This is a genomic window from Yersinia similis (assembly GCF_001053095.1).
GTDB classification, from domain to species: Bacteria; Pseudomonadota; Gammaproteobacteria; order Enterobacterales; family Enterobacteriaceae; genus Yersinia; species Yersinia similis.
In genome coordinates, this window is record NZ_CGBP01000036.1 from 19,704 (window position 1) to 40,777 (window position 21,074).

Sequence of the window (21,074 nt, forward strand, 5' to 3'; positions counted from 1 at the left end):
CTGGGAAATGAAAGGTGAGCGCTCTGCCAGTGCTCTTCTCACCTATCTCTACTTAACATCATTGGCGTTTCTGCAAAGCGGCTCGCTAATAAATCCCCCATAGCTAACCTACTCAGTGATTTGAGTAAGAGTGCGGCTACAACGCCAAAGAAGGCCAATATAACGATTTAACACCTTGAATTAGGTTATATCGTCTCATCGAAACCCATAATTTTGTGTATAATAATGTGACTGTAACATTCGCCTACCCCCCACTTCTTTATATATTGCATCAGGAGAACGCCCATTTTGGACGCCATCACGATTAATAGTCTTTTTTTGGTCGGCGCAGTGCTGGTGGGAGCCAGTATTTTACTCAGTTCATTTTCATCTCGGTTAGGGATCCCTATCCTGGTTATCTTCCTCGCTATCGGTATGTTGGCCGGTACTGATGGGTTGGGCGGTATTGCTTTTGATAACTATCCGGCCGCTTATCTGGTCAGTAACCTGGCATTAGCCGTGATCCTGCTAGATGGTGGTATGCGAACGCGAGCCTCATCCTTCCGTGTTGCGCTATGGCCAGCACTCTCCCTGGCGACATTCGGGGTAATCATTACCGCCGGGCTGACCGGTTTGGTGGCCGCCTGGCTGTTCAACTTAGATATTATTCAGGGCTTATTAATCGGCGCAATTATTGGTTCAACTGATGCCGCAGCCGTATTCTCTTTATTAGGTGGAAAAGGCCTCAACGAACGTGTCAGCGCTACCCTAGAGATTGAGTCAGGCAGTAATGATCCAATGGCGGTCTTTTTGACCGTCACGCTGATCGCAATGATTGCCGCGGGTGAAACTAGCCTAAGCTGGATGTTCTTGGTGCATTTGATCCAACAGTTTGGGTTGGGCATCATAATTGGTCTGTTCGGCGGTGGGTTACTGCTGTTGTTAATCAACAGAATGGAATTGGCCAACGGCTTATACCCTTTGCTGGCCGTCAGTGGCGGGATTCTAGTGTTTGCTCTTGCGACCGCACTGAACGGCAGCGGCATTCTTGCTGTCTATCTCTGTGGATTGTTACTGGGTAACCGCCCTATTCGTAACCGTGCCGGGATATTACAAACTTTCGATGGACTTGCCTGGCTCAGCCAGATTGGCATGTTCCTGGTATTAGGGTTGCTGCTTAATCCAAGCGACCTGTTACCCATCGCCATTCCAGCTCTGCTTTTGTCACTATGGATGATTTTGTTCGCCCGGCCACTCTCTGTCTTTATTGGCCTGCTACCATTTCGTAGCTTCAATCTACGCGAGCGTGTCTTTATCTCGTGGGTTGGCTTACGCGGTGCCGTCCCGGTTATTCTGGCGGTGTTCCCAATGATGGCTGGCTTGCCCAATGCCAATCTCTTCTTCAATGTGGCCTTCTTCGTCGTGCTGGTATCATTACTTTTACAGGGTACCACCCTGTCATTTGCTGCCCGCAAAGCAAAATTAGTGGTGCCACCTACGCTGGCACCGGTTTCCCGCATTGGCTTAGATATTGATATGAACAATCAATGGGAACAGTTTATTTACCAGCTTAGTTGCGATAAATGGTGCATTGGGGCCACGTTGCGCGATTTAAAAATGCCACAAGGAACACGTATCGCCGCCCTGTTCCGTGGCAAAGATTTATTGCACCCCACCGGTAGTACCCGCTTAAAAGAAGGCGATATCTTGTGTGTTATCGGACAGGAGCATGACTTACCGGCGCTAGGTAAACTGTTCAGCCAATCACCCAACATTCAATTGGATGAGCGCTTCTTCGGTGATTTCATTCTTGATGCGGATGCTAAACTCCAAGATATCTCACAGATTTATGGTCTTAATCTGGAACCTGCCATTGATAAACAACAAACTCTGGGCCAATTTGTTTTATACCTCTTTGGTGGGGAACCCGTTATTGGTGACCAAATTGAGTGGGACGGTCTGACCTGGACAATTGCCGAAATGGAATCAGATCGTGTCAGCCGGGTTGGGGTTAAAATCGTCACCGATAAAGCTTAATCTATTTATTCACTGACGCGGTTTTCACGGTCAGTGAATAAGTTTCAAGCTGCTTTATGCCTCAATTCGCTTTATTATTTAATTCCATTTTATCGCTTAATCCGAATGAGAGAGCGGCTCTAGCAACTCTCTCTACGTCGATTTGATTTTATTCACCAAAACAATCCCGACGCAGACCAAGGCCAACGCGATGGCGTTTTTCCATTCCAAAATACTCTCATGCAGGAAGATAGCGGAAAGAACCGCACCAGATACCGGGATTAAAAAGTTAAACGGTGCCACCATACCGACACGATTATATTTAAGTAATAAGCTCCAAAGAGCGAAAGCGACCGATGACAGTAGTACCAGATATCCCAGTAGCAACAATGCTTGCCAGCCAAAATCACTGAGATGCCCACCAAATAGATAGCCCCCAAGGGTTAACACCAACCCACCGATCGCCAACTGATAGCCAGTCATCACCGTGGTATCCATCGTCTGCGAAATACGCTTACCGTAAATGCTGGCCGCTGAGAGAATAAATGCGGCTAATACTACAGACCCCTCACCGAGCAGCGAAAAATTGAAATCCATAAAATCTGAACCCACGTTGACCACCATCACACCCACAAAACCCAGTGCGCAGCCAATGATTTTATTCAACGTTAACCGGTCATTTTTATAGAGGTAATGAGCAAGCAGGACACTGAAGAATGTCCCCGTCGCATTCATGATTGAACCTTTCACTCCAGTAGTGTAAGCCAAACCTATATAAAAAAATACATACTGCACCGCCGTTTGGGTCAACCCCAAAATAGCAATTTGCTGATATTGTCCCTTTTTAAGACGCCCGATTGCCTTACCACTGGCGACCGCAAAAAGCAGCAATACCAATCCGGCTAATAAAAAACGATATCCTGCAAACACCATCTTGCTGGGAATATCATCAGGCGAAATATTGAACAATTGATAGCCGTTTTTTATTGCCGGATAAGCACTCCCCCAAAGTAGACAACAGAAGGTTGCACCGAAGAAAACGAACTTTTTATTCGTAAAAAGAGAAGGACTGCGGTCCACATGAACATCCTTTACAATCAAAAAATGAAATGATGTTTCGTTATAGCTACTTCTTACTAAAAAGTCCGGTTTGATGTCACTTTTTACTTAAAAACCCGATTACTTGGTGCTTTATCGCCTAAATACCACTCATACAAGCAAAATGTGAAAATAAAAAAGATGCATTTGAGGTTATTGACAAAGTGCCTGCAACGGAGAGAACAGGCAGATCGTAAAGACGCTGGCTTCCCTGTATAAAAATAGCCTTCCCTGGGGGCTCGAGCCGCGCCCTCCCTGGCGCGGACGCTTTACTCCTCTGCCTATCCTCACCGTTCAAGATTGAGTCATCGGGGTTTGTCAGCAGTTTTATTTTTATACCCTAAATAATTCAAGTTGCAGGAAGGCGGCAAGCGAGAGAGCCCCGATGAGCTTACTGTAGTAAGTGATTCGGGTGAATATATGCCACGAGAACCATATAAATAGAAAGTTAAAAAAAGCAATAACTCGGCATTACACTTATCTCTACATTCATCTCATCACATAAAATACGTTCAACGTTTGTACTAACAACCTAACATCGTGGATATAAAGGTATATTGACTGTTGTTAGCAGAGGCATGTATACAATACTGAAACGCTCTGGGTGGGGTATTACAGTACTTAATCAAGAGGAATCGGAGAGGAATAAATTTATCTATCTTTTACACTTGAGCATTGACAATAATAGCCAACAGCAGTTGATCAGGAAAATGCAACGAGGGCCAGTATTACTAAATAGGTTTGATCAATTGTAACTCAATGCCAAGTCTTATTGCATGTTTGGCATTGAGAACACCTAATTTCCTAACAATGTTACCAATATGAAATTTCACTGTGCTTTTTTTAATGCCTAAAATTATAGCAACTTCAGAGTAGGTTTTGCCTACACTGGCCCAGTACAGAATTTCATTCTCCCGAGGAGAGAAAATTTCTCTTTTATTTTCTTTTTTATTTAATTCATTGTTTTCATGATAATTCTTATTATATAGGTTGAGCATTTTATCATGAATTAAGATAAGTAACATTTGTATTTTTTCTTTGTTCACCTCGATGCTTTCATCGAAAAAAATACTATCATCATCGCCACTTGAAACATTCAAGGTCGCCATATTATTGTTATTATCATGAAGAACGAAGGTATAGCCATTAACAATATTATATTCTCTGGCGAGGTTGAACACGGCTGAGTCGGTTGATTTTATATTGATGACTGAATTGTCATCCCATGCAAATGGCGCAACTTTGCCTTTGGCGGTCAAAATCACAGGGTCGATCAGATGATAACTATTCTTCTTGTATTTTTTTACCCAGTCTAGCGGGTAGTTCGATATAATTGCTGGATGCAACGGTAATTTTTTGTTCATTAGTAAATAAGAGTAGCGGATATTACCATAGGCTTTTATCCTGCGTTGGATATAGTTTTTTATATCTTCATTAATACTTTCATTATCAAAATAATTAATTATCATAGCAGACCAAATTTACTTTACGCCTACATGCACCATACATTTTTCACACATTATTTTCAATAAAAATCAATATATAAAAAACCGTGATCATTGCATCATATTCAAATTATTAACATTGTTAAAAAATAAAACCTAGACTAAAGGATAGCACTGAGAACTAGACTTAAATAGAGCTACTATTATAGCCCTATGTTAACTAAAATATTTCTGCTTTAAAGAATGAGTACTTAATATAATAGAACTAATATTTTAGCTTATTGTTGCTGAAAAAGTTAGTCTGCTGTGAATATATTTTAGCCAACGCCAGGGGACTTTCCCGTCCCCAAACGAATCTATAAACCCCACCATCTGGGTGCATTTACATCCAGATGGTGGCGATGCTTACCCCCAGCCTCTCTCCTCGGCGCTCACACTTGGTGCACTTAATCTGCTGGTACGGATTAGCACACAAGAACGGCACGTTGGCTAATGGGGAAAGGCCGTGAGGACGGAGCCATGGTCATCGTGTGTTCCGCTACAGTGCATAAATACTTTGGCCCGAACATAACGTCGGTTGACGAAGAATGTTTTGAATTAGAGCGTAACTACACCCCGTGCGATGTCATTAATGATTACACCGCTGGCAAGCGGATCGCGCGGGAAGTTCGCCCGCCAAGCGGTATTTTTGCCCCATAAAATAACGGATATAAGTGATTCTTTAACTATTGGCCAGTGCAACATAAAATCAATACGTTAACACTGGCCAAAAAGAATCAAAACCAAGGGATCGTTGCGTTAACGCTTAGGCCATAAGCGCTGAACTCACCGGTAGTGGCTGACGTCTGCAAAGTACCTTGCTCGATAAACAATAGAAAATACTGTTCACTGGAACGGCTTTTTAAACGCAGAAAAGGCAAATTACAGCGCTTATCATGGCTATCCGGAATACGTAACCTGGCTTGCTCCTCGGTTAACCACCCTTTGCTAACCGAGCGGCGACGTAACCGTTGAGCACTGCTTTTTACCTGCACACGCCTGATGGTCCGGTGCTTCACGTCGGCAGGCACTGCCAAGATCTCACTGCATTCACAGTAATCCTGTAAACCTTTCAGCCACCCGGCGGACTGCAACTCAAGTAAATCGCCGCGGCTACCATGGAGACGTAATTGGCTCCCCAGTGTCTTGCCTGCAGTGGGAAAACTGACGCCTACCCGCCCCGGAATTGTCGCCACCAGTGCGCGGTGTAATTTGGCAAACAAGGCTTCCAATAACGTCTGAGCGCTAAATTCAGGATCAGGAAGCACTCGTATATCAAGATAATGATCCATGCCCCCTCCTTTATTCGCCTTTCTCACCAAAGACACCACCACGGATCAAGGTTGCCATCACATAATGTTGCTGTTCGACCGCCGGTACCGTGCCTTTTGTCACCCAGTTGTCCAATAAGGTGTAGAAATCCATTTTTTGTTTTGGCTGCCGATAGGCTTTACCCCGGCTGGTCACCGAGCCATAGGGTTCAACGGCAATTGGCCCCAAAGCCAACTCAGTGGCATCTGGATACCAATCATCAATGGTACGTAACGCATTACCCACTTTCTGTGAATGCAGGGCCGCAATACCATCAATCTGATATAACACTTTGCTTTTCTTACTGTTGCTGTCCAGCACCAATTCCTGAGACGGGAACACTTCCTGCCCGTTGCCTAAACGAACAAAAGCATCAACGGTGAAAAAGGCAAAACCGTTGCCCGCTAAACCTTGTTCTATTTCTTGTGCCAGCGCAGTCAGTTCCTTGCTGGGTTGGCTAAATTGACGCAAGCTAAATTCATTGCTATCAAATTGATAACTCTTCGTTTGGCTGGTGATACACACTTTAATATCTTCAGCCCCGACCCGGTTGCGCCACAAGAAACGGCCATTAGCCAGATTCTCAGCATAGCGCGCCGCCAGCACACTAAAACTCTGCTCACTGATATAGCCATTAATAACACTGGCCAGTTCAGCCTGATATTCCTGATCATTACACACTGATGGCGTAGCGAGGTTGCCCAGCACCCGCAGTGTAAAACTCATTTTCAGGGTGTCAGTATCAAACGGCAGTGCGGCCACATCCACACGTTGTAAGTTTGCTTTTTGGATCTCTGCATCCAGTTTTGCCGGATCAGATGCCAGGGCATTTTTCAACCGGTTGGAGATGGTGCCCCGCACCGCTTTTTCTTTAATGATGATAGGCTGCCAGTTGTCGGTTTGCCCCCAGTTACCGGCATACATCATGGCGTCGGAATTGGATAACTTACGTTCAAATGCCAGTACAGAAGCGGTTTTAATCGTTGCTTTAGCCATTTTTAGATCCTTTAAAATTATTCTTCATCATTTAATAGATAGGTATCAACCGATGCCGGGAGTGCACAGCGACAGAGGTAGTTATCGCCTTCCTGGTGATAGCCCCAGAGCAATTGACGCAGATCCTTTATGCGGTGCAACCCGCGCCACTCACCGATGCCATAAAGGGATTCAACAAAGCGGAACGGCGTATGCGGGTCACGGGTTTTATCCACTTCACCCGGCGCATACAGCGGTGAAATGGCACGATAACCAGTGACAATGGGGACCAAATACCCTGTTTTTGGCTTACCAACATAACCCCACGGTGCAGGAGCACCGCTTTCCACCGGCGTATCGCTCTGCGGGGGAATGGCTTGTATTTTGAGCGCAGAGAAATCGAGCCAGGCATCCAGCATTTCTGCCTGTGGATTGGTTTGTCTTAGCTGGTTAAGATGTTCAGCCAACAATTCAGAGCGGTCCAGTAACGCAAAACCTGGCAGTAAGCGGCACAATAATCTGCGTGTGGCGGCCTCGGTTTCGGGATAATTAATGACTTTAACTCTGCGAATGTTGGTGATAGTGCCCCCGGCTAAACGCTGAGTCAGGCACAGTGACGCCAGATGATTTTCCAGCGCGTTAGCACCGTCATCCCCATTAGCAATCGTGCCATCACATTCAATCACTAGAGACACCGTCATATGCATACGGCCCTCTTCATTAAAGGCGGCGGTTTTGGCCTCTTTAGTGAGTGGATTCCGCGTTAGCGAGAAAACATAATCGCGTCCGGAGGAATAGGCATGAACTTGCTGTTGGTGGCAGATAACGGCACAACCCCGTAGTGTTAAACCGTGACTGGATTGCAATTTACGTGACAACGCGTGGCTATAGCCCAGAAAATGGGTGATCGCAGGGAAACCATAAGTTAACCCCGCGATGGCATTGGCGTTCTCAACGCGCACCTGATGTAAAACAATCAGTGAGCTCATGACCATGTCTCCAGGCTACCTTGTTCAAATTCACGTAGCCGCTGCTTAAATAAGCTTGACCACTCCCGCTGTTCAACATAACTAAAGACCAGTTCATCATGCTGTAACCAACGATTTAACCAGTAACCGAAGTCTTGGCTGACCTCTTGTTTCCAATCCCCCTTCTCACGTTCAAGCTTAAATACGGGATCATCCATAGCACGGTTCGGGTCAAGCCAGAGTTGCTGTGAACGTTTTAACTTACAATCTTTACCGTCACTCCAGCCATTGGTACCGTCCAGATTTTGAATTTCAGCCACATAGTTAAACAGAATATCAATGATTTCATCGCTGCAGGCCAAACGAACGGCGCGGATGTCCATCGTATTGCTCAGGGGTTTGACACCCAGCAAATATTGCTGCATTTGCCACAGGTTATTGCGGGCCAGTACAGTAAATTCACTGCGATCATGAAAAATAGATCTATATTTTATTGGCGGTTTCTGAATATTTTTCCAAGGCGGTGCGCCACAGGGCAGTAACCAAACTTTTCCACCACGGACGCTGTTTAGGTAAGAGATATTTTGGGGCTTGGTACCGCCAATATTTTGCACCGCAGTTTTGAGGTAAATCACCCTAGCCTCTGAGTGCCATTTCCCTGTTTTATGGGCAACCTTGGCCTCTTTCGATTGGTCACTGAAACGAGCTTCGGCAATACGTTGATGCATGGCCTGCGCCAGTGATGAAGAGAAAAGTGGACTTAACAAGTGGTATTGATCTGGCCCCACCGGGAAATAAAATTGCTTGGCCAGTTTATGTGACGTGAATTTCTCATTATTCAAAATGCTTTTAAATTTTGTAGTCCACTCTTCAACTAACTCTTCATCATTTGAGAATAGTTTCAGTACTGAATTATCACCTTGCTCTAAACACTTTATTAATGAGCCGCCTTCACATTCACTCTGTAATAGCTTTACAAGATCAAATACGGCTGCATTACCAATAACATCACTGGCTTGTTCAGCGAGGTCTACGCTGGAGAAATAATCCTTTTTCTTACTTTGTAACTCAATATTCAAAATACCACTACTTTTTGAATCACTATGAGTGTATTTAGGTGCATGAGTTGCTAACTTTATTTGTCCGGCACGGTTAGCCGCATCGGTTAACCAATTGCGCACCTCATAACGGGCTATCAACTCCTGCCGTTGTTGGGCAATCTCTTGCTGGGCCAGTGCAATATCTTCCGCCTGAGTTAACCCTGCCAGCCTTTTCTCTGCCTCTTTATCAAAAGCCTCAAGCTTTGGCTGCTCGCGGCTTTTGATATAAGAGACAATAAACGCCGCTAATCCATTCTCTTCCATAACACCTCACATATATACCCGCCATACTTCAAGCTGCGTGTGCGCTGGGCTACGCTCAAAAACCCGAATCACTTACTACAATAGGCTCATCGGGATTCTCTCGCTTGCTGCCTTCCTGCAACTCGAATTATTTAGGGTATAATCCATTAAAACTGTCAATCGAGTGCGCCAAACACCCCTAATAGCGGATGATAATGCCACCTCTCGCCATCTTTTTTGGGCAGCAGGCGGACCTCACCAAATTGCCGGCTAACCTCGTTTAATTCCTTATTTAATGACTCTGCCAACCACTGATAAATCCGCAGACAATCGGTGTCTATCCATGCACTGTTTCCTGCTGCCAGTGTCAGTTCAACGTCCTGAAACCCGTCACTGACTTTCCACTCAATCTGGTCGCTATCAAGACGTTTAAACACCGGTTTATCCGCTTCATCGTCAATCCACAGATTACGCTGTTCATCAGGGCTGGATTGTCGGAAAGGGGTGCACCGTTGCTGCTCCCCACTCCAGGTCGCCTGTTTACGCCACCATAATGCGGCATAATACTTCAACGGCTCGGTGCTACCCTGCAATATCAACCTCAAGCTAAGATGTTCTAAATCAACAAAATTATCTCGAGGTTCGAGTTTGGTTCTTTCTTGAATACGGCTGATGGCATTAATCACTTTATATTGTGAGGGTAAGAGCAGCTTATCCAGATCGTGGGTGTTCAGCCGACAACGGGTGGTCTCAAAACCAGGTTGGCAATAAACGGGGATCGCCGGATCTCTTTGAGTCAGTGCCTTAAAATTCTTTTGCAGAATATGCATATTCGCCACCGGCGGCGCGACTTGCCGGTGCCGTTGTACACGCCCTGCCAACTGGATAAACGAGCGCATAGAGCTGGGTTCGGCTAGCGCCCAATCGTAGTCATGGTCCCTACCCACTTCAACCACCGAGGTGGCAAGCACCACAAATAGGTGATGCTGCTCTGGATGGTGCTGTAGTGCATGTTCAATTTCGGCTATCTGCCAAAGTGCATTAGGCTGATAGCGAGTTAACGTCACATCCAACCGCCGTTCAATAGCAGAACGCACCGCTAGCGGATGCTGACTATGATAGACACAGTAATGAATACGGTAATTTTCTGGCGCGGCCATCGCGTATAAGCGCTGGGCAATCGCCACCAGCGGATTAATATTAGCCATCCTGACCACACCCACTGAAACGGTTTTCTCAGAAGGGTGAGTTTGATGATGTGCCTGATGTAAGCGCAGCATAGAATCGCGCATCACCGCCGCCATAGCATCTAGCACCGAGCCTTTCTTCACACTGGCAGAGCTGACCGGTATTAACTCGGCTCTGCGCAGCACCTCTGCCGTAGACAGTTTCCCCACTCGGCGAGTGATAAAATCGCCATGATGTTGGATAAAATCTGTTGACTGCTGGATATCTTGCTGTGCAACGCCATGTTCATCAAACCAGGCACAGCAAATATTAACCGGCGTATCCGGTTGCCCGCAGGCTTGTTGATAATCAGCCCGCCCCGCACGATAAGCATTGAACAACGCTTGTACTAATGCTGGCGGCAATGTGGCTGACGAAAGCAGAACGCGGGAACCTAACATGCCTGCCCAATTCACCAAGCGGCATAGCGCGGGCAAGTCATTGCGATCAAAATCATCCGGTTCATCCAATACTAAATCGGAGGTTAGCAAACGCAGCATTGGGGCTATCTGCTTGCCACCCCGCAGGCTCTCGGTGGCAGGTATCAGGTGGTCAATGGTGCAGACCAGTACCGGCGCACAGAGCAAACGCTTTAATCTATCGTTATTACTTAACCAAGTGCTCAGACGCCCATCATCCAAACTGCCGTCATAACTGACATACTGATGCTCAGAAAAAAACTTATCCGCCGACTGACTACCAGTTCCGCGAGGTTCCAGTTTATCGTTATTTAATTGATATAATTGCAAGACCGATTGAGAACCAATCAAGACGGCCAAATCGTCCTTTTGTAAGGTTAACTTCTGCTGCAATGCGGTACCGGTCTGCAAGGTTAAGGTGCGTAGGCCCAAAGCAACAGAAAAGCGGCATCCCTGTTTTTCATCAGCCAGACCATACATTATCCGGGCATTAGCAAAGGTTTTACCGCACCCCGTTGAGGCCATATTGACGCCGAAAAAACCTTGCTGCTGAGAACGCTCGCGCAGCGTGACAGCCAGATCAAAGGCTTGATCTTGCCAACGATACTTTTCCTGAACCGAGCGTTGTTTAAATCCTTTATGGCGAGTGATCGACGGTAAGGTTTTGCGGATATGTGGCAAACTGCGGCCAAGCAGCAGCGCGTTCTGCCCCACACCAATATTATGTTCATCCAGCCGCTGCTTCATTTCAATCGTTTTACTATGGGCATTCACACCCCTCATTTTACTGTGGGTATTTGCAAATACTTGATAGTTTTTATCCTGCCAGCTTGGGGTGGCCGGTAATGAAGAATAATGATGATCGGCCAGCATTAACGCCAGACGCGCCATATGGCTGGTAAAACGCTGGTCCAAGTGACCATGATTAACCAATGACGGTTGCCGCAAAGCGCGTTTGGCAAACTTTTGTGCCTTTTTACACCATTCGGCACTTTGTAGTGGCGTACCATGCGGGAAACTCCATACATCCAGCTTATCTTTTTCGCGCCAGTCACCGCTGTCCATATTGGTCGAATTCCATACCGGCATAAGCTGCTGGTGCAACCAATCATCTATTTCTTCTACTTTAGGTGGCCTATGATAATCCTTGGAGGGATACACGGGTAAGCGATGGTGTGAAAGGATCAACCACGCGATAGTCTTGGCAAAAGGAGGTAATGCAGCGAGGGGGTTGTTATAGTCGTCTAGCCCATCTTTAACCAAATTGGACATTAAAGTGGTTTCGTCAGCGGGATTAATTTGGCTTAAAGCTGTGAGCCATTGAATATCATTTTTCTGTTCAACAAAAGCTTGGAATAAACGTAATGAAACCCACTCATGCCGATAGGGTTGATATGTTTTCCCCTGCCCTTGCAACCCTTGTTGAAATAATATATTGGCCTTACCAAAATCATGAAATAACCCAGCGATGCCGGCCAGCAGTGCAATGGTCTCCACACTGTGCCAACTGTTTTCATCCTGACTACGTAAGATATCCCGTTGCGTAGTATTGGTTGGCACGGTTCCCTGCGCATTAAAGCGCCTTAAATTCCCAACAATCCATAACAACTCGCTTTGGTTATTACTTTTGACCCAATGGCAGGCCACCGCACTATTACGCCGCGCCGTTCTACGCAATAATTTACGTAATGTATTTAGCCCTTCCTGCGTTATTGCCGTCTGCCATGTCCGATCACCTTTACGTTCAGCAAACTGATCCAAAATACGGCGGGTTTCATCAAGCGCCCGTTTGTGGCATTGGGATATCAGTAAAATATTCATCGCGGAACCTGGCTACATAACGCTGCCGTTTCTTTTATTCCATCAATCATCACATCCAGCGCTTCTGTTCGTTGAAACCCGCTAATGCAGCGCTGACGAAATTCTTGTTCCTCTTCTCCCTGCATGGCGACAATAAATGCCTGCGGTAATACCAGCGCATCTTTAATTAAATCGGCCACATCAAAAACCAAACCTCCACGCCGGGTCTTACCGTGTAAAACAGACAGACCATGGGGTAAGCCAATAACCCATGTCGCCGTCGCGGCTAAGCCATAAGCGAGGTAATTCCCATGGTCGAGAAAACGATTAGCCAGATCGATGCCCCCACCGCGTTTAGCGCGGGTGAAATCGCCGTAATTCACTGTATTAGCAGCCAGTTTATAGAGTGCCTTTGTTAATACCGCTTCCTGAACCATAAGGTCATTACTGGTGAGACAATTCGCTAAATTTTGCTCAAAACGGCTGAGGATAAATAATAATTGATCGTGATTAACCGGAAAAAGAGATTCGCGCTGTATGTGGCTGCTAAGCCAATGTTGTTGAATTTGGGCGATCCTGATGCGCTGGAAAGCCACAGCTGCTGCCAGTCTTTTTTCATCATCGAACCAGAAACTGACCCAATCGTGCAGATACTCGGTTGGCCGGTATTCGCTTTGTGCAGTGAGCCACGAGACATTGACCTCTACGTCATTAGCCGCAAAAAGCGGTGTCCCACCCCCGCCACAAAAACCGACTAAGACCCCTGCTCGGGCAAACTCACGCATAGCTGCCTGAGTCACCGATGTCCCGGTTCCCAGCATAATCACGGTGGTGTTCGCTATGGGGATATTCCAGTAAAGAGATTGTTTACCTTCATCGGTGACATATTCAACTCGCCCCCCATTAACCAATACGCGGCAATATTCTAAATAGTAAATATTGGATCGTTTTGAATGCAGGATCGTTTTCAAATCAGAGGAATGAATAGCATTTTCCATGGAAATAAAACTCCTTAGAGGGATATCCACCGCGCTATTTTTCCGTTAGCGCTTTATTTAGGTACCAAGTGGATATTATTCCAAAAAATAACTCTCTCTATACTCAGAATAATTCGAGTTGCAAGAAGGCGGCAACTGAGTAAATCCCCAAGAGCTTACACCAGTAAGTTACTGGGAGGACGAAAGCAGCCAACACATATGCAGCTTGAAGTATGACGGGTATATATTGATATGCCACCTGCTATTTACCTTACTCTAATACTCATAAAGTCAGTAATAAAAGATGCCATTATCCCTGTTGTCAGTTACAAAATGCGCTTCCGCTCGCAATTTTGATCCCCAAATAGCATCAGAGCATGGTCCAGGATTTGATTGTTGCCTGTGCGGCAGTGAACTTACGCGGGAGATATTGACTAGCAGGTAGATTTTTCTAAGCTGCCTGTGCGGCAGTGAACGCATGAGTGTCGTGCTCTAGTGGCTCGAAGCTTTTCTAAGCTGCCTGTGCGGCAGTGAACATATCCGTAGCGAGTCGCACGTACTCTGTGACTTTCTAAGCTGCCTGTGCGGCAGTGAACTCTGATAATATTCGAAAATTAGGCGCTATGATTTTCTAAGCTGCCTGTGCGGCAGTGAACACTGCTTTCATTGTCATCTTATTAATCTCTCTTTTCTAAGCTGCCTGTGCGGCAGTGAACTTCATATATTGTACTGATGCCTTAATCTCATTATTTCTAAGCTGCCTGTGCGGCAGTGAACTTAATGGATGTTGGAAATATGAATCCTAATAATTTCTAAGCTGCCTGTGCGGCAGTGAACTTTACGATGCGACTTGACTAAAATGACAATTATTTCTAAGCTGCCTGTGCGGCAGTGAACAGTAAGATAATACGATAACATCCTGTTTGTAAAATAATTCTTTCGCTAATAGGGAAAAAACCCTTTTTTTAGACCACCGGTAACTACAATGAAAAATCAATGAGTTAGCAGTAGCTAAAAAAATAGGGTCAGAACATAACTCATAATAAAACCACAGTACAATCCCACAAACCATGTCATAAACCACAGCATATAAATATGTCTCCCCCTTTGCTGGGCAACAATCGAACAAAGATACAGAACCACAATGTAAAAAAGGGTAAACAGGTGCCCCCCCTGCGCCCATAGCCTTTAGGCTAAGGCCTTTTCGTCAGATTGATGTTTTAAAGGAGCAATGATGCAACAAAGAATAAGCCAGTGGCTGGAAAGATTGGGGATGGAGTTCTCCGATGTGATGTCATTGACGATGGTGATTGGGCTAATCTTATTGATTTCTGTGGTGATCCACCTGGTGCTACACCGTGTAGTTCTGGCCACCCTCCAGCGCCGCGGGCAGCAATCGCAACGCATCTGGCAACAGGCCATCACAAAACACAAACTGTTTCAACGCGTAGCGCTACTGCTGCAAGGGATCATCATCAATCTCCAGGCCGTACTGTGGTTACAAAATGGCAGCCAGACGCAGGCTGTTATCGTTACCGCCGCGCAGGTGTGGATTATGGCCTTCGCCCTGCTGGCTCTGTTTTCTTTACTTGATACCTTGCTAGCCCTGCTCCGCCAGAGTTCAGTTGCTCATCAATTACCCCTGCGCGGTATCTTCCAAGGGCTGAAACTGGTGGCTGCGATATTTATCGGCATCATGATCGTTTCGCTGTTGATGGGCCGATCACCCCTGTTGCTACTCAGCGGCTTAGGGGCCATGACGGCAGTGCTGATGTTGGTATTCAAAGACCCAATTCTTGGTCTGGTGGCAGGTATTCAGCTCTCTGCTAACGATATGCTAAAAATTGGCGATTGGCTGGAGATGCCAAAATACGGGGCTGATGGCGCAGTGACAGATATTGGCCTGACTACAGTAAAAGTAAGAAATTGGGATAACACCGTCACGACCATCCCAACTTATGCGCTTATTTCCGATTCCTTCAAGAACTGGCGTTCAATGTCGGAATCCGGTGGTCGGCGTATTAAACGCGGCATCAATATTGATACCACCAGCGTACATTTTCTATCAGAACAGGAGCAACAGCGCCTAACCCTCAATCCGCTGTTACAACACTACCTCAGTGAAAAATCGCAGGAACTGAACCAATATAATCAGCAGATAGCCCTCGACCTCAGTTCACCACTCAACGGCCGTCGCCTGACTAACATCGGAACGTTGCGCGCTTATCTGGTGGCTTATCTGCGGGCGCATCCGGGGATCCATCAGTCGATGACATTAATGGTGCGTCAACTTGCCCCAACACCCGAGGGCTTGCCGCTAGAGGTCTACGCTTTTACCAACACCACGATATGGGCAGAATACGAAGGTATTCAGGCAGATATTTTTGACCACATCTTTGCCGTGGTGAGTGAGTTTGATCTGCGAATCCACCAAACACCAAGCGGTAACGATATGCGCAGTATGCTTGCCAAAGTCTAACGACATCATTTTTACTGGTAATTATCCTCAGCTAATTGCCAGTAAATGTCCCCTAACGAGTACGATGAAAGCCTGTATCACCTTGTTCTACTGAACTCACAATACCATTGACGATACGCTGTTCTTCTATAATTATCTATCCCAAATTTAAGACGGCAGATGGCATTGCTATAACTTTCTGCTTGAGTCACGCGTGAAGTAGACTTGCTGAGAGATAATGAAGATAAAAATGGCGATAAATATAAATAGAATATGGCTGGTGTAATAATGGTGCTCTGAAATATAAAAATAATTCAGAGCACCGGGGCTGCTATTTACAGGATGATGCAGTTATTACTGCTTGATATTCCGCTTTTCAAGCGCCGATTCCAACATGCGCTTGGCATCAGGGATAGATTCAATCAACTGAAGAGTGAGTAACGCTTCAATCGTGGATTCTGCTCCCGAGTTTTTATTCACGGTAGTGGCCGAATCAATACCGTCAAATGCAATCCCAGTTACGGGGTAATACATTTGAGCCTGTGCCGGATTATTTTTAAAGAACCACAGTGATAAATCAACAGCGCGCTCCAGATAAACGGCGTCACGTGAAATCTCCCAAGCTTTGATATTGGCGAAGACCATCGGGCGGATGATATAAGCAATCTGGGAAAATTTCTTTTGTTCAATTAGTGTGACTTTTTCACCCTGCTGACGGACGGTAAACTCGTTTAACAGCCCATTACTGATCAACCAAGGATGGAAATGATCCAGCTCGTTAAAGGCAGCTTTAATCATATCCCGATCGCCCAGCCTGTTACCCGCAACCAGCAAAGCATAAGCCTGGCTGTTACCATAACCGTGCCACAGGTTCTGCCAGCTTAAAAAGGCCCCATTCACCGGTGAAGACGTATCCTTAACCTGCATCAGCATGATGCCAGCCGCCAGTGAACGCATCATCTTTTCAATTTCTGGTTTTGCTTCCAGCGCCTGTGCATCGCTCAGGGCCATCAACAATACAGAGGCTTGGTCACCCGCGGTATGAGGCAGCCATTCTGGCACCGCCACTCCCTCTTTTTCGCCACGAGTCTGTTTGAAATTAAAGTCTTTATAAATAACATCGATGGTGGCGAAAATAGTCTCGCGGGTTCTTTGCGCCAACGCGTTATCGGTTTTCACCAGCGTAGGATAAGCCTGAGTCAGCGCCCATAATGCACGCCATGTCCACCAATTTGGCTCCGCCACACTGGTTTTATACTCTTTATTAATGGAATGGTCTGGGTAGATAAAATTATAGAAGTAACCATTATCTGCCCGTTGATACAGAATAAATTCGACCAGCGATTTTATTTTTTCTAAATCTGCCGCTGAGCCTGTTGCCTGGTATTGACGTTGATAAAAAATTGCCGCGCGAGCGACATCATCAATGGCGGATACGCCTTCGATGGGATCTTTAACCCAGCGGTAATCTGGAAATTCGCTATAGATATGAATCAGACCCAGTTCTGTTTTGTTCGCCACCGTGACCTTTTGATATAAGGCATCCAGATGCTCAGCATTAACCAGCTTCGCAGAGGAAGAAAATGATGTTAAACCAATGATACAAACCAGGGTATTTAGTAGTTTCATATTATTTCTCTTATTCTAAGTTAGTTATTTATAGCCGCTTAAAAAATATAATTAATTCCTAACTTGCCAAAGTGCGTGGTGGTATCACTGTAGCTTTTATTGTCGCGTACACCACGATCCCAGAATTTTTTGTCATGTTCTACTCGGTAGAAATATTCGGCAACCAAATAGACTCTATCGGCGATAGGATAGCTATAGTTAAAAATATATTTTTGAGCTTTCGAGGTTTCTCTATAACCATCTTGCCCGCCGATACGTCTTAACTGTGGTTCCATTTTAAACAGGAAATTATTTTTACCCATGTTCCAGGCAACCCAAGGGCGAAGTTCCTGTTCCAAGACGTTTGCTGTTTTGGTGCCATTATGATTAAAGTCCTGGCCTTCTTTACGAAACACTTCGATACCGGCGTGTACATTATCGGCGACCCGATAGTTTACATTAACAAGTGCTTCGTAGAACTGGAACCGTCCATTATCTGCACCACGGGCATCTTTATCTTCTACCAGCATTTTTACATCAGTGTTCACACTTAAGCGATCTGATACCTGGTAGCGGTAATAGGGCCGGAAACCATAACCATCGCCGCCAATATTGTTATCGCCGCCTGTCGTGCGGTTTTTTTCGTAGCCTGTTTTACCTAAATAGATCCCTTCGAACATAAACCAGTGCTTGTCGATACTTTTGGACCAGGCGGGACGGATTTCCATTTCTACCATGCGGAAATCAACTTTATGATTGCTCTCATTACGTGAGTCGCTGGTAAACCGCACCTGCTTGAGTAAAAAACCGGTATTCCAGCCAGTATCGCCAAAATTGACGCGCCCATCAGCAAAGACAATTTCATGCACTGGCCGAGAGTTGGTACTGCGCCCCTCATTGCGGAAATGTTCTATTTTATATTCTGCTAACCAGTTGCCATGAAAATAGGCTTTTTCATCCTTCGGGATGCGCACAATCCCTATATTATCATCGCTGAGTTCTACAATAGCCTCTATCGTCTCACCGCCGTCTTTTACTATTCTGATTTTGTCACCGGCAAAAAAAGTCCGGTTCTCAACGTTATTGGCGTTTACCACATTCGGGGAATTATCCGCTTGGGCAACAGAACAGATACCTGCCATCAGAAACAGGGATAAATATTTTTTATGTTTCATATGCATTCCATGTAAGTAGGTGGTATTCCCAATCGATAAATAATGGGAACTCCACCCAATCTAATTGATATTAGGTTTTTTCTATAAATCGAGTTAAAAACGCAATTCAGATTTCCTGGTAATTAAAATCCACTAAAAGGATCTTCAATATCAATCCAGTGCGCTTCCGCATCGCTGGCACCAACATATAATCGCCAGCCGTTGTTAGGTAATACAATTAAGCCACCCGGAAAAATAACATCCACTAAGTCCGGGCGTTTAGCTGCACCGGGTAGCAGATTATCTCTGGCTGCAATAATTTTTATTGGCGTATAGTTTCTGGTGTCCGGGTTAAAGATAAATACGCCCGGATAGTAGTGCCTCCTTCCATGTTGATCGAAACAGGCAATATGGGAAAGTAACCCAATGGTGCCATCGCAGAGTAAATGCGTTTCGTTGACGCCGCCCCATTCTTCAGAATTAAACTGCTGCTCAAATAGTTCGGCGCTGGTGATAGTTTCTGGCGTTAGCGCCTCCAGGTTGTTTATTTCAACATACCCGATAGTGCCTCTGCCGCCTATTTTACCTTGTGGTCGAGTAAATACCCCGATGCGCCCCTGCTGAATATGGCACAAACGGATATCTTTCATCCCCGGTGGGCCGGAAGCGAAACGAGTTAATGAGTGAATATCTCGCCCACGGAAAAATACGGTGTGCCAGATGAGTTGCCCTGGGTTATCAGGGTGTGGATTAATTTCAACCCCGCCAAAAATAAGCTCATCCTCAATCCAGGTGAAAAAAGGATCCTGTAATTGAAACGTCGGTGCATTTTCAACTGGCGTCCATTTCCCTTGCTGTTCACTGAAAAACACAATAGTCGAATGCTCGGAGTCTCTCGCTTCAACACGTCCGGCAATCACAACCTGCCCGGCAGAGGTAAATGGCGCGGTGATGTTATAAACATCCTTGTCACCTACCCCTGTGAATTCGAGCCGACCGGTAGAAAAGGTGTTGTGAGCCGTCCGTTTCTGGTAATCGGCGAACAATTGGGCAACGTTGGCTGGTGGGGTATGTCTCATCATAGAAGCCTTATTTTTTATACCGTAATTACACCGACAGGTGCTGCCACAGTTGAGCCAGCGGCATTTCAGCCAGGCACATACATTCGTCCGCCGCACCGTAATAGACCCGTAGGCTATCGTTCTCAATGAGCGCGCCGCAGGTAAAGACGACATTACCAAAAAAGCCGTGAAGCTCATAAGGAGCCTGCGGTTGGAGCAACGGTACCTGCGATTTAGCAAGGATTTTAGTCGGCTGTTCCAGGTCTAGCAGCAGCGCACCGAGAGAATAGCGTTGGGTCGCATCTACCCCATGGTAAATTTGCAGCCACCCTTTTTCTGTTTTCAGCATTTGCGCCCCGCCCCCCAGTTTCAAGGCATCCCAAGGGTCTTGCGATGTCCCCAGTAAATGCCGGTGATCTCCCCAATGCAGCAGATCCATGGAGCTGGCCAGCCAAATTTCGGGTTTACCGAAGTGTTTAGGTGCCGGGCGGTGCAACGTCATGTATTTACCGTTGATTTTTTCCGGGAACAGACACGCATCACGATTATCAGGGCAGAAAATAAGCCCCAAACGCTTAACGTCGGTGAAATCCTGGGTAACCGCCAGCGCAGTGCAAATGCCCTTCTCTGAAACTGCGGAATAGTTAATATAGTAAGCGCCGTCGATCTGAGTAATGCGAGCATCCTCACAACCAAAAGCTTCGTCACCGTTGGCCGGGAAGATAAAGGGTTTATCGTCAACGACGAAAGTAACACCGTCATGACTTCTTGCCACACGAAGATGGGAGAGCGACGTCAGGTACACGATCGATGGATCTGCAATATCGCTGATCAGCCGAGGATCGCTAAAATCGTAGGCCGGGTCGCCGTGCTTAAATACCCGCGTGGTAACCTGCCAGTGCCCGGAAATTTCCATAAGCAAAGGCACGACGGTAATACCCTCACTTTCAGGGATAACGCTCTCCGCGATACGAATCAACATAATAGTCTCATCGCCCAGTTTGGTGATGCCCGCATTAAAGGCGCATTCAACCTTAAATCCCGGATGGCTTGGCGTAATATCCTGGGGTGTGATTAACGGGTTGCCGGAATACCTAATCATTATGGTCCTCTATATAAATAGCAATATCGTGGTGAGTCATTTCACCGTGTTTTCGAGTATCAAATAAAAGCGTTTCACGTCACCATTTCATGTC

Annotated in this window: 14 protein-coding genes, 2 pseudogenes and 1 CRISPR repeat array; of the genes and pseudogenes, 4 read left to right on the plus strand and 12 right to left on the minus strand. The window is 46.0% G+C overall.

Annotated features, from left to right (window positions below; translation table 11 throughout):
- The first annotated feature begins 288 nt into the window (after positions 1-288).
- Positions 289-2,016, plus strand: coding sequence for a potassium/proton antiporter (locus AC971_RS18950; RefSeq protein ID WP_025384231.1), 1,728 nt, complete (start codon positions 289-291; stop codon positions 2,014-2,016).
- A 132-nt stretch (positions 2,017-2,148) separates the two neighbouring features.
- Here the strand turns inward: AC971_RS18950 and AC971_RS18955 are convergent, their stop codons facing one another.
- A complete protein-coding gene (locus AC971_RS18955) occupies positions 2,149-3,075 on the minus strand; it encodes a DMT family transporter (RefSeq protein WP_025384232.1) in 927 nt (308 codons plus the stop codon).
- A 554-nt stretch (positions 3,076-3,629) separates the two neighbouring features.
- On the opposite strand from AC971_RS18955, the pseudogene AC971_RS23515 reads away from it, so the two are divergent.
- Positions 3,630-3,812: pseudogene (locus AC971_RS23515) on the plus strand (acyl-homoserine-lactone synthase); the annotation flags it as partial.
- A 12-nt stretch (positions 3,813-3,824) separates the two neighbouring features.
- On the opposite strand, the gene AC971_RS18960 reads toward AC971_RS23515, so the two are convergent.
- A complete protein-coding gene (locus AC971_RS18960) occupies positions 3,825-4,562 on the minus strand; it encodes a helix-turn-helix transcriptional regulator (RefSeq protein WP_025384233.1) in 738 nt (245 codons plus the stop codon).
- 558 nt (positions 4,563-5,120) lie between these two features.
- On the opposite strand from AC971_RS18960, the pseudogene AC971_RS24470 reads away from it, so the two are divergent.
- Positions 5,121-5,237 (plus strand): annotated as a pseudogene (locus AC971_RS24470) (aldo/keto reductase); the annotation flags it as partial.
- Between the two features lie 77 nt (positions 5,238-5,314).
- On the opposite strand, the gene cas6f reads toward AC971_RS24470, so the two are convergent.
- From cas6f to cas1f, 6 genes are all read right to left on the minus strand, one after another.
- On the minus strand, positions 5,315-5,869 hold the full coding sequence (gene cas6f, locus AC971_RS18970) for a type I-F CRISPR-associated endoribonuclease Cas6/Csy4 (RefSeq protein ID WP_025384235.1): 555 nt from the start codon (positions 5,867-5,869) through the stop codon (positions 5,315-5,317).
- 10 nt (positions 5,870-5,879) lie between these two features.
- Positions 5,880-6,884 carry a type I-F CRISPR-associated protein Csy3 gene (gene csy3 / locus AC971_RS18975; RefSeq protein ID WP_002211867.1) on the minus strand — a complete coding sequence of 335 codons (1,005 nt, stop codon included), beginning with the start codon at positions 6,882-6,884 and terminating at the stop codon, positions 5,880-5,882.
- Positions 6,885-6,901: 17 nt separating this feature from the next.
- Positions 6,902-7,852, minus strand: a complete 951-nt coding sequence (gene csy2 / locus AC971_RS18980; protein WP_025384236.1) for a type I-F CRISPR-associated protein Csy2 — start codon at positions 7,850-7,852, stop codon at positions 6,902-6,904.
- Positions 7,849-9,195 (minus strand): type I-F CRISPR-associated protein Csy1, encoded by a 1,347-nt coding sequence (gene csy1 / locus AC971_RS18985; protein ID WP_025384237.1) that lies wholly within the window; start codon positions 9,193-9,195, stop codon positions 7,849-7,851. The genes csy2 and csy1 overlap by 4 nt, the downstream gene beginning before the upstream one ends.
- 155 nt (positions 9,196-9,350) lie before the next feature.
- A complete protein-coding gene (cas3f, locus tag AC971_RS18990) occupies positions 9,351-12,641 on the minus strand; it encodes a type I-F CRISPR-associated helicase Cas3f (RefSeq protein ID WP_025384238.1) in 3,291 nt (1,096 codons plus the stop codon).
- The gene (cas1f, locus tag AC971_RS18995; protein WP_025384239.1) at positions 12,638-13,618 is read right to left on the minus strand and encodes a type I-F CRISPR-associated endonuclease Cas1f; all 981 of its coding nucleotides are present in this window, start codon (positions 13,616-13,618) and stop codon (positions 12,638-12,640) included. Before cas1f ends, cas3f begins: the two co-directional genes overlap by 4 nt.
- Before the next feature lie 367 nt (positions 13,619-13,985).
- Positions 13,986-14,494: direct repeats of the CRISPR family, unit length 28 nt; unit sequence TTTCTAAGCTGCCTGTGCGGCAGTGAAC.
- A 337-nt stretch (positions 14,495-14,831) separates the two neighbouring features.
- Between cas1f and AC971_RS19000 the strand changes: the two genes are divergently transcribed.
- The gene (locus AC971_RS19000; RefSeq protein ID WP_025384240.1) at positions 14,832-16,076 is read left to right on the plus strand and encodes a mechanosensitive ion channel family protein; all 1,245 of its coding nucleotides are present in this window, start codon (positions 14,832-14,834) and stop codon (positions 16,074-16,076) included.
- 333 nt (positions 16,077-16,409) lie between these two features.
- On the opposite strand, the gene AC971_RS25835 is transcribed toward AC971_RS19000, so the two are convergent.
- The 4 genes from AC971_RS25835 to AC971_RS19020 all read right to left on the minus strand — a co-directional run bounded on the left by AC971_RS25835 (position 16,410) and on the right by AC971_RS19020 (position 20,980).
- Positions 16,410-17,066: a hypothetical protein gene (locus AC971_RS25835; protein WP_002365200.1), complete on the minus strand. Its 657-nt coding sequence runs from the start codon at positions 17,064-17,066 to the stop codon at positions 16,410-16,412.
- 656 nt (positions 17,067-17,722) lie between these two features.
- Positions 17,723-18,838, minus strand: a complete 1,116-nt coding sequence (locus tag AC971_RS19010; RefSeq protein ID WP_025384242.1) for a hypothetical protein — start codon at positions 18,836-18,838, stop codon at positions 17,723-17,725.
- Between the two features lie 122 nt (positions 18,839-18,960).
- The gene (locus tag AC971_RS19015) at positions 18,961-19,899 is read right to left on the minus strand and encodes an MTP-1 family protein (protein WP_025384243.1); all 939 of its coding nucleotides are present in this window, start codon (positions 19,897-19,899) and stop codon (positions 18,961-18,963) included.
- Positions 19,900-19,924: 25 nt separating this feature from the next.
- On the minus strand, positions 19,925-20,980 hold the full coding sequence (locus AC971_RS19020) for a glycoside hydrolase family 130 protein (protein WP_025384244.1): 1,056 nt from the start codon (positions 20,978-20,980) through the stop codon (positions 19,925-19,927).
- Between the last annotated feature and the right edge of the window lie 94 nt (positions 20,981-21,074).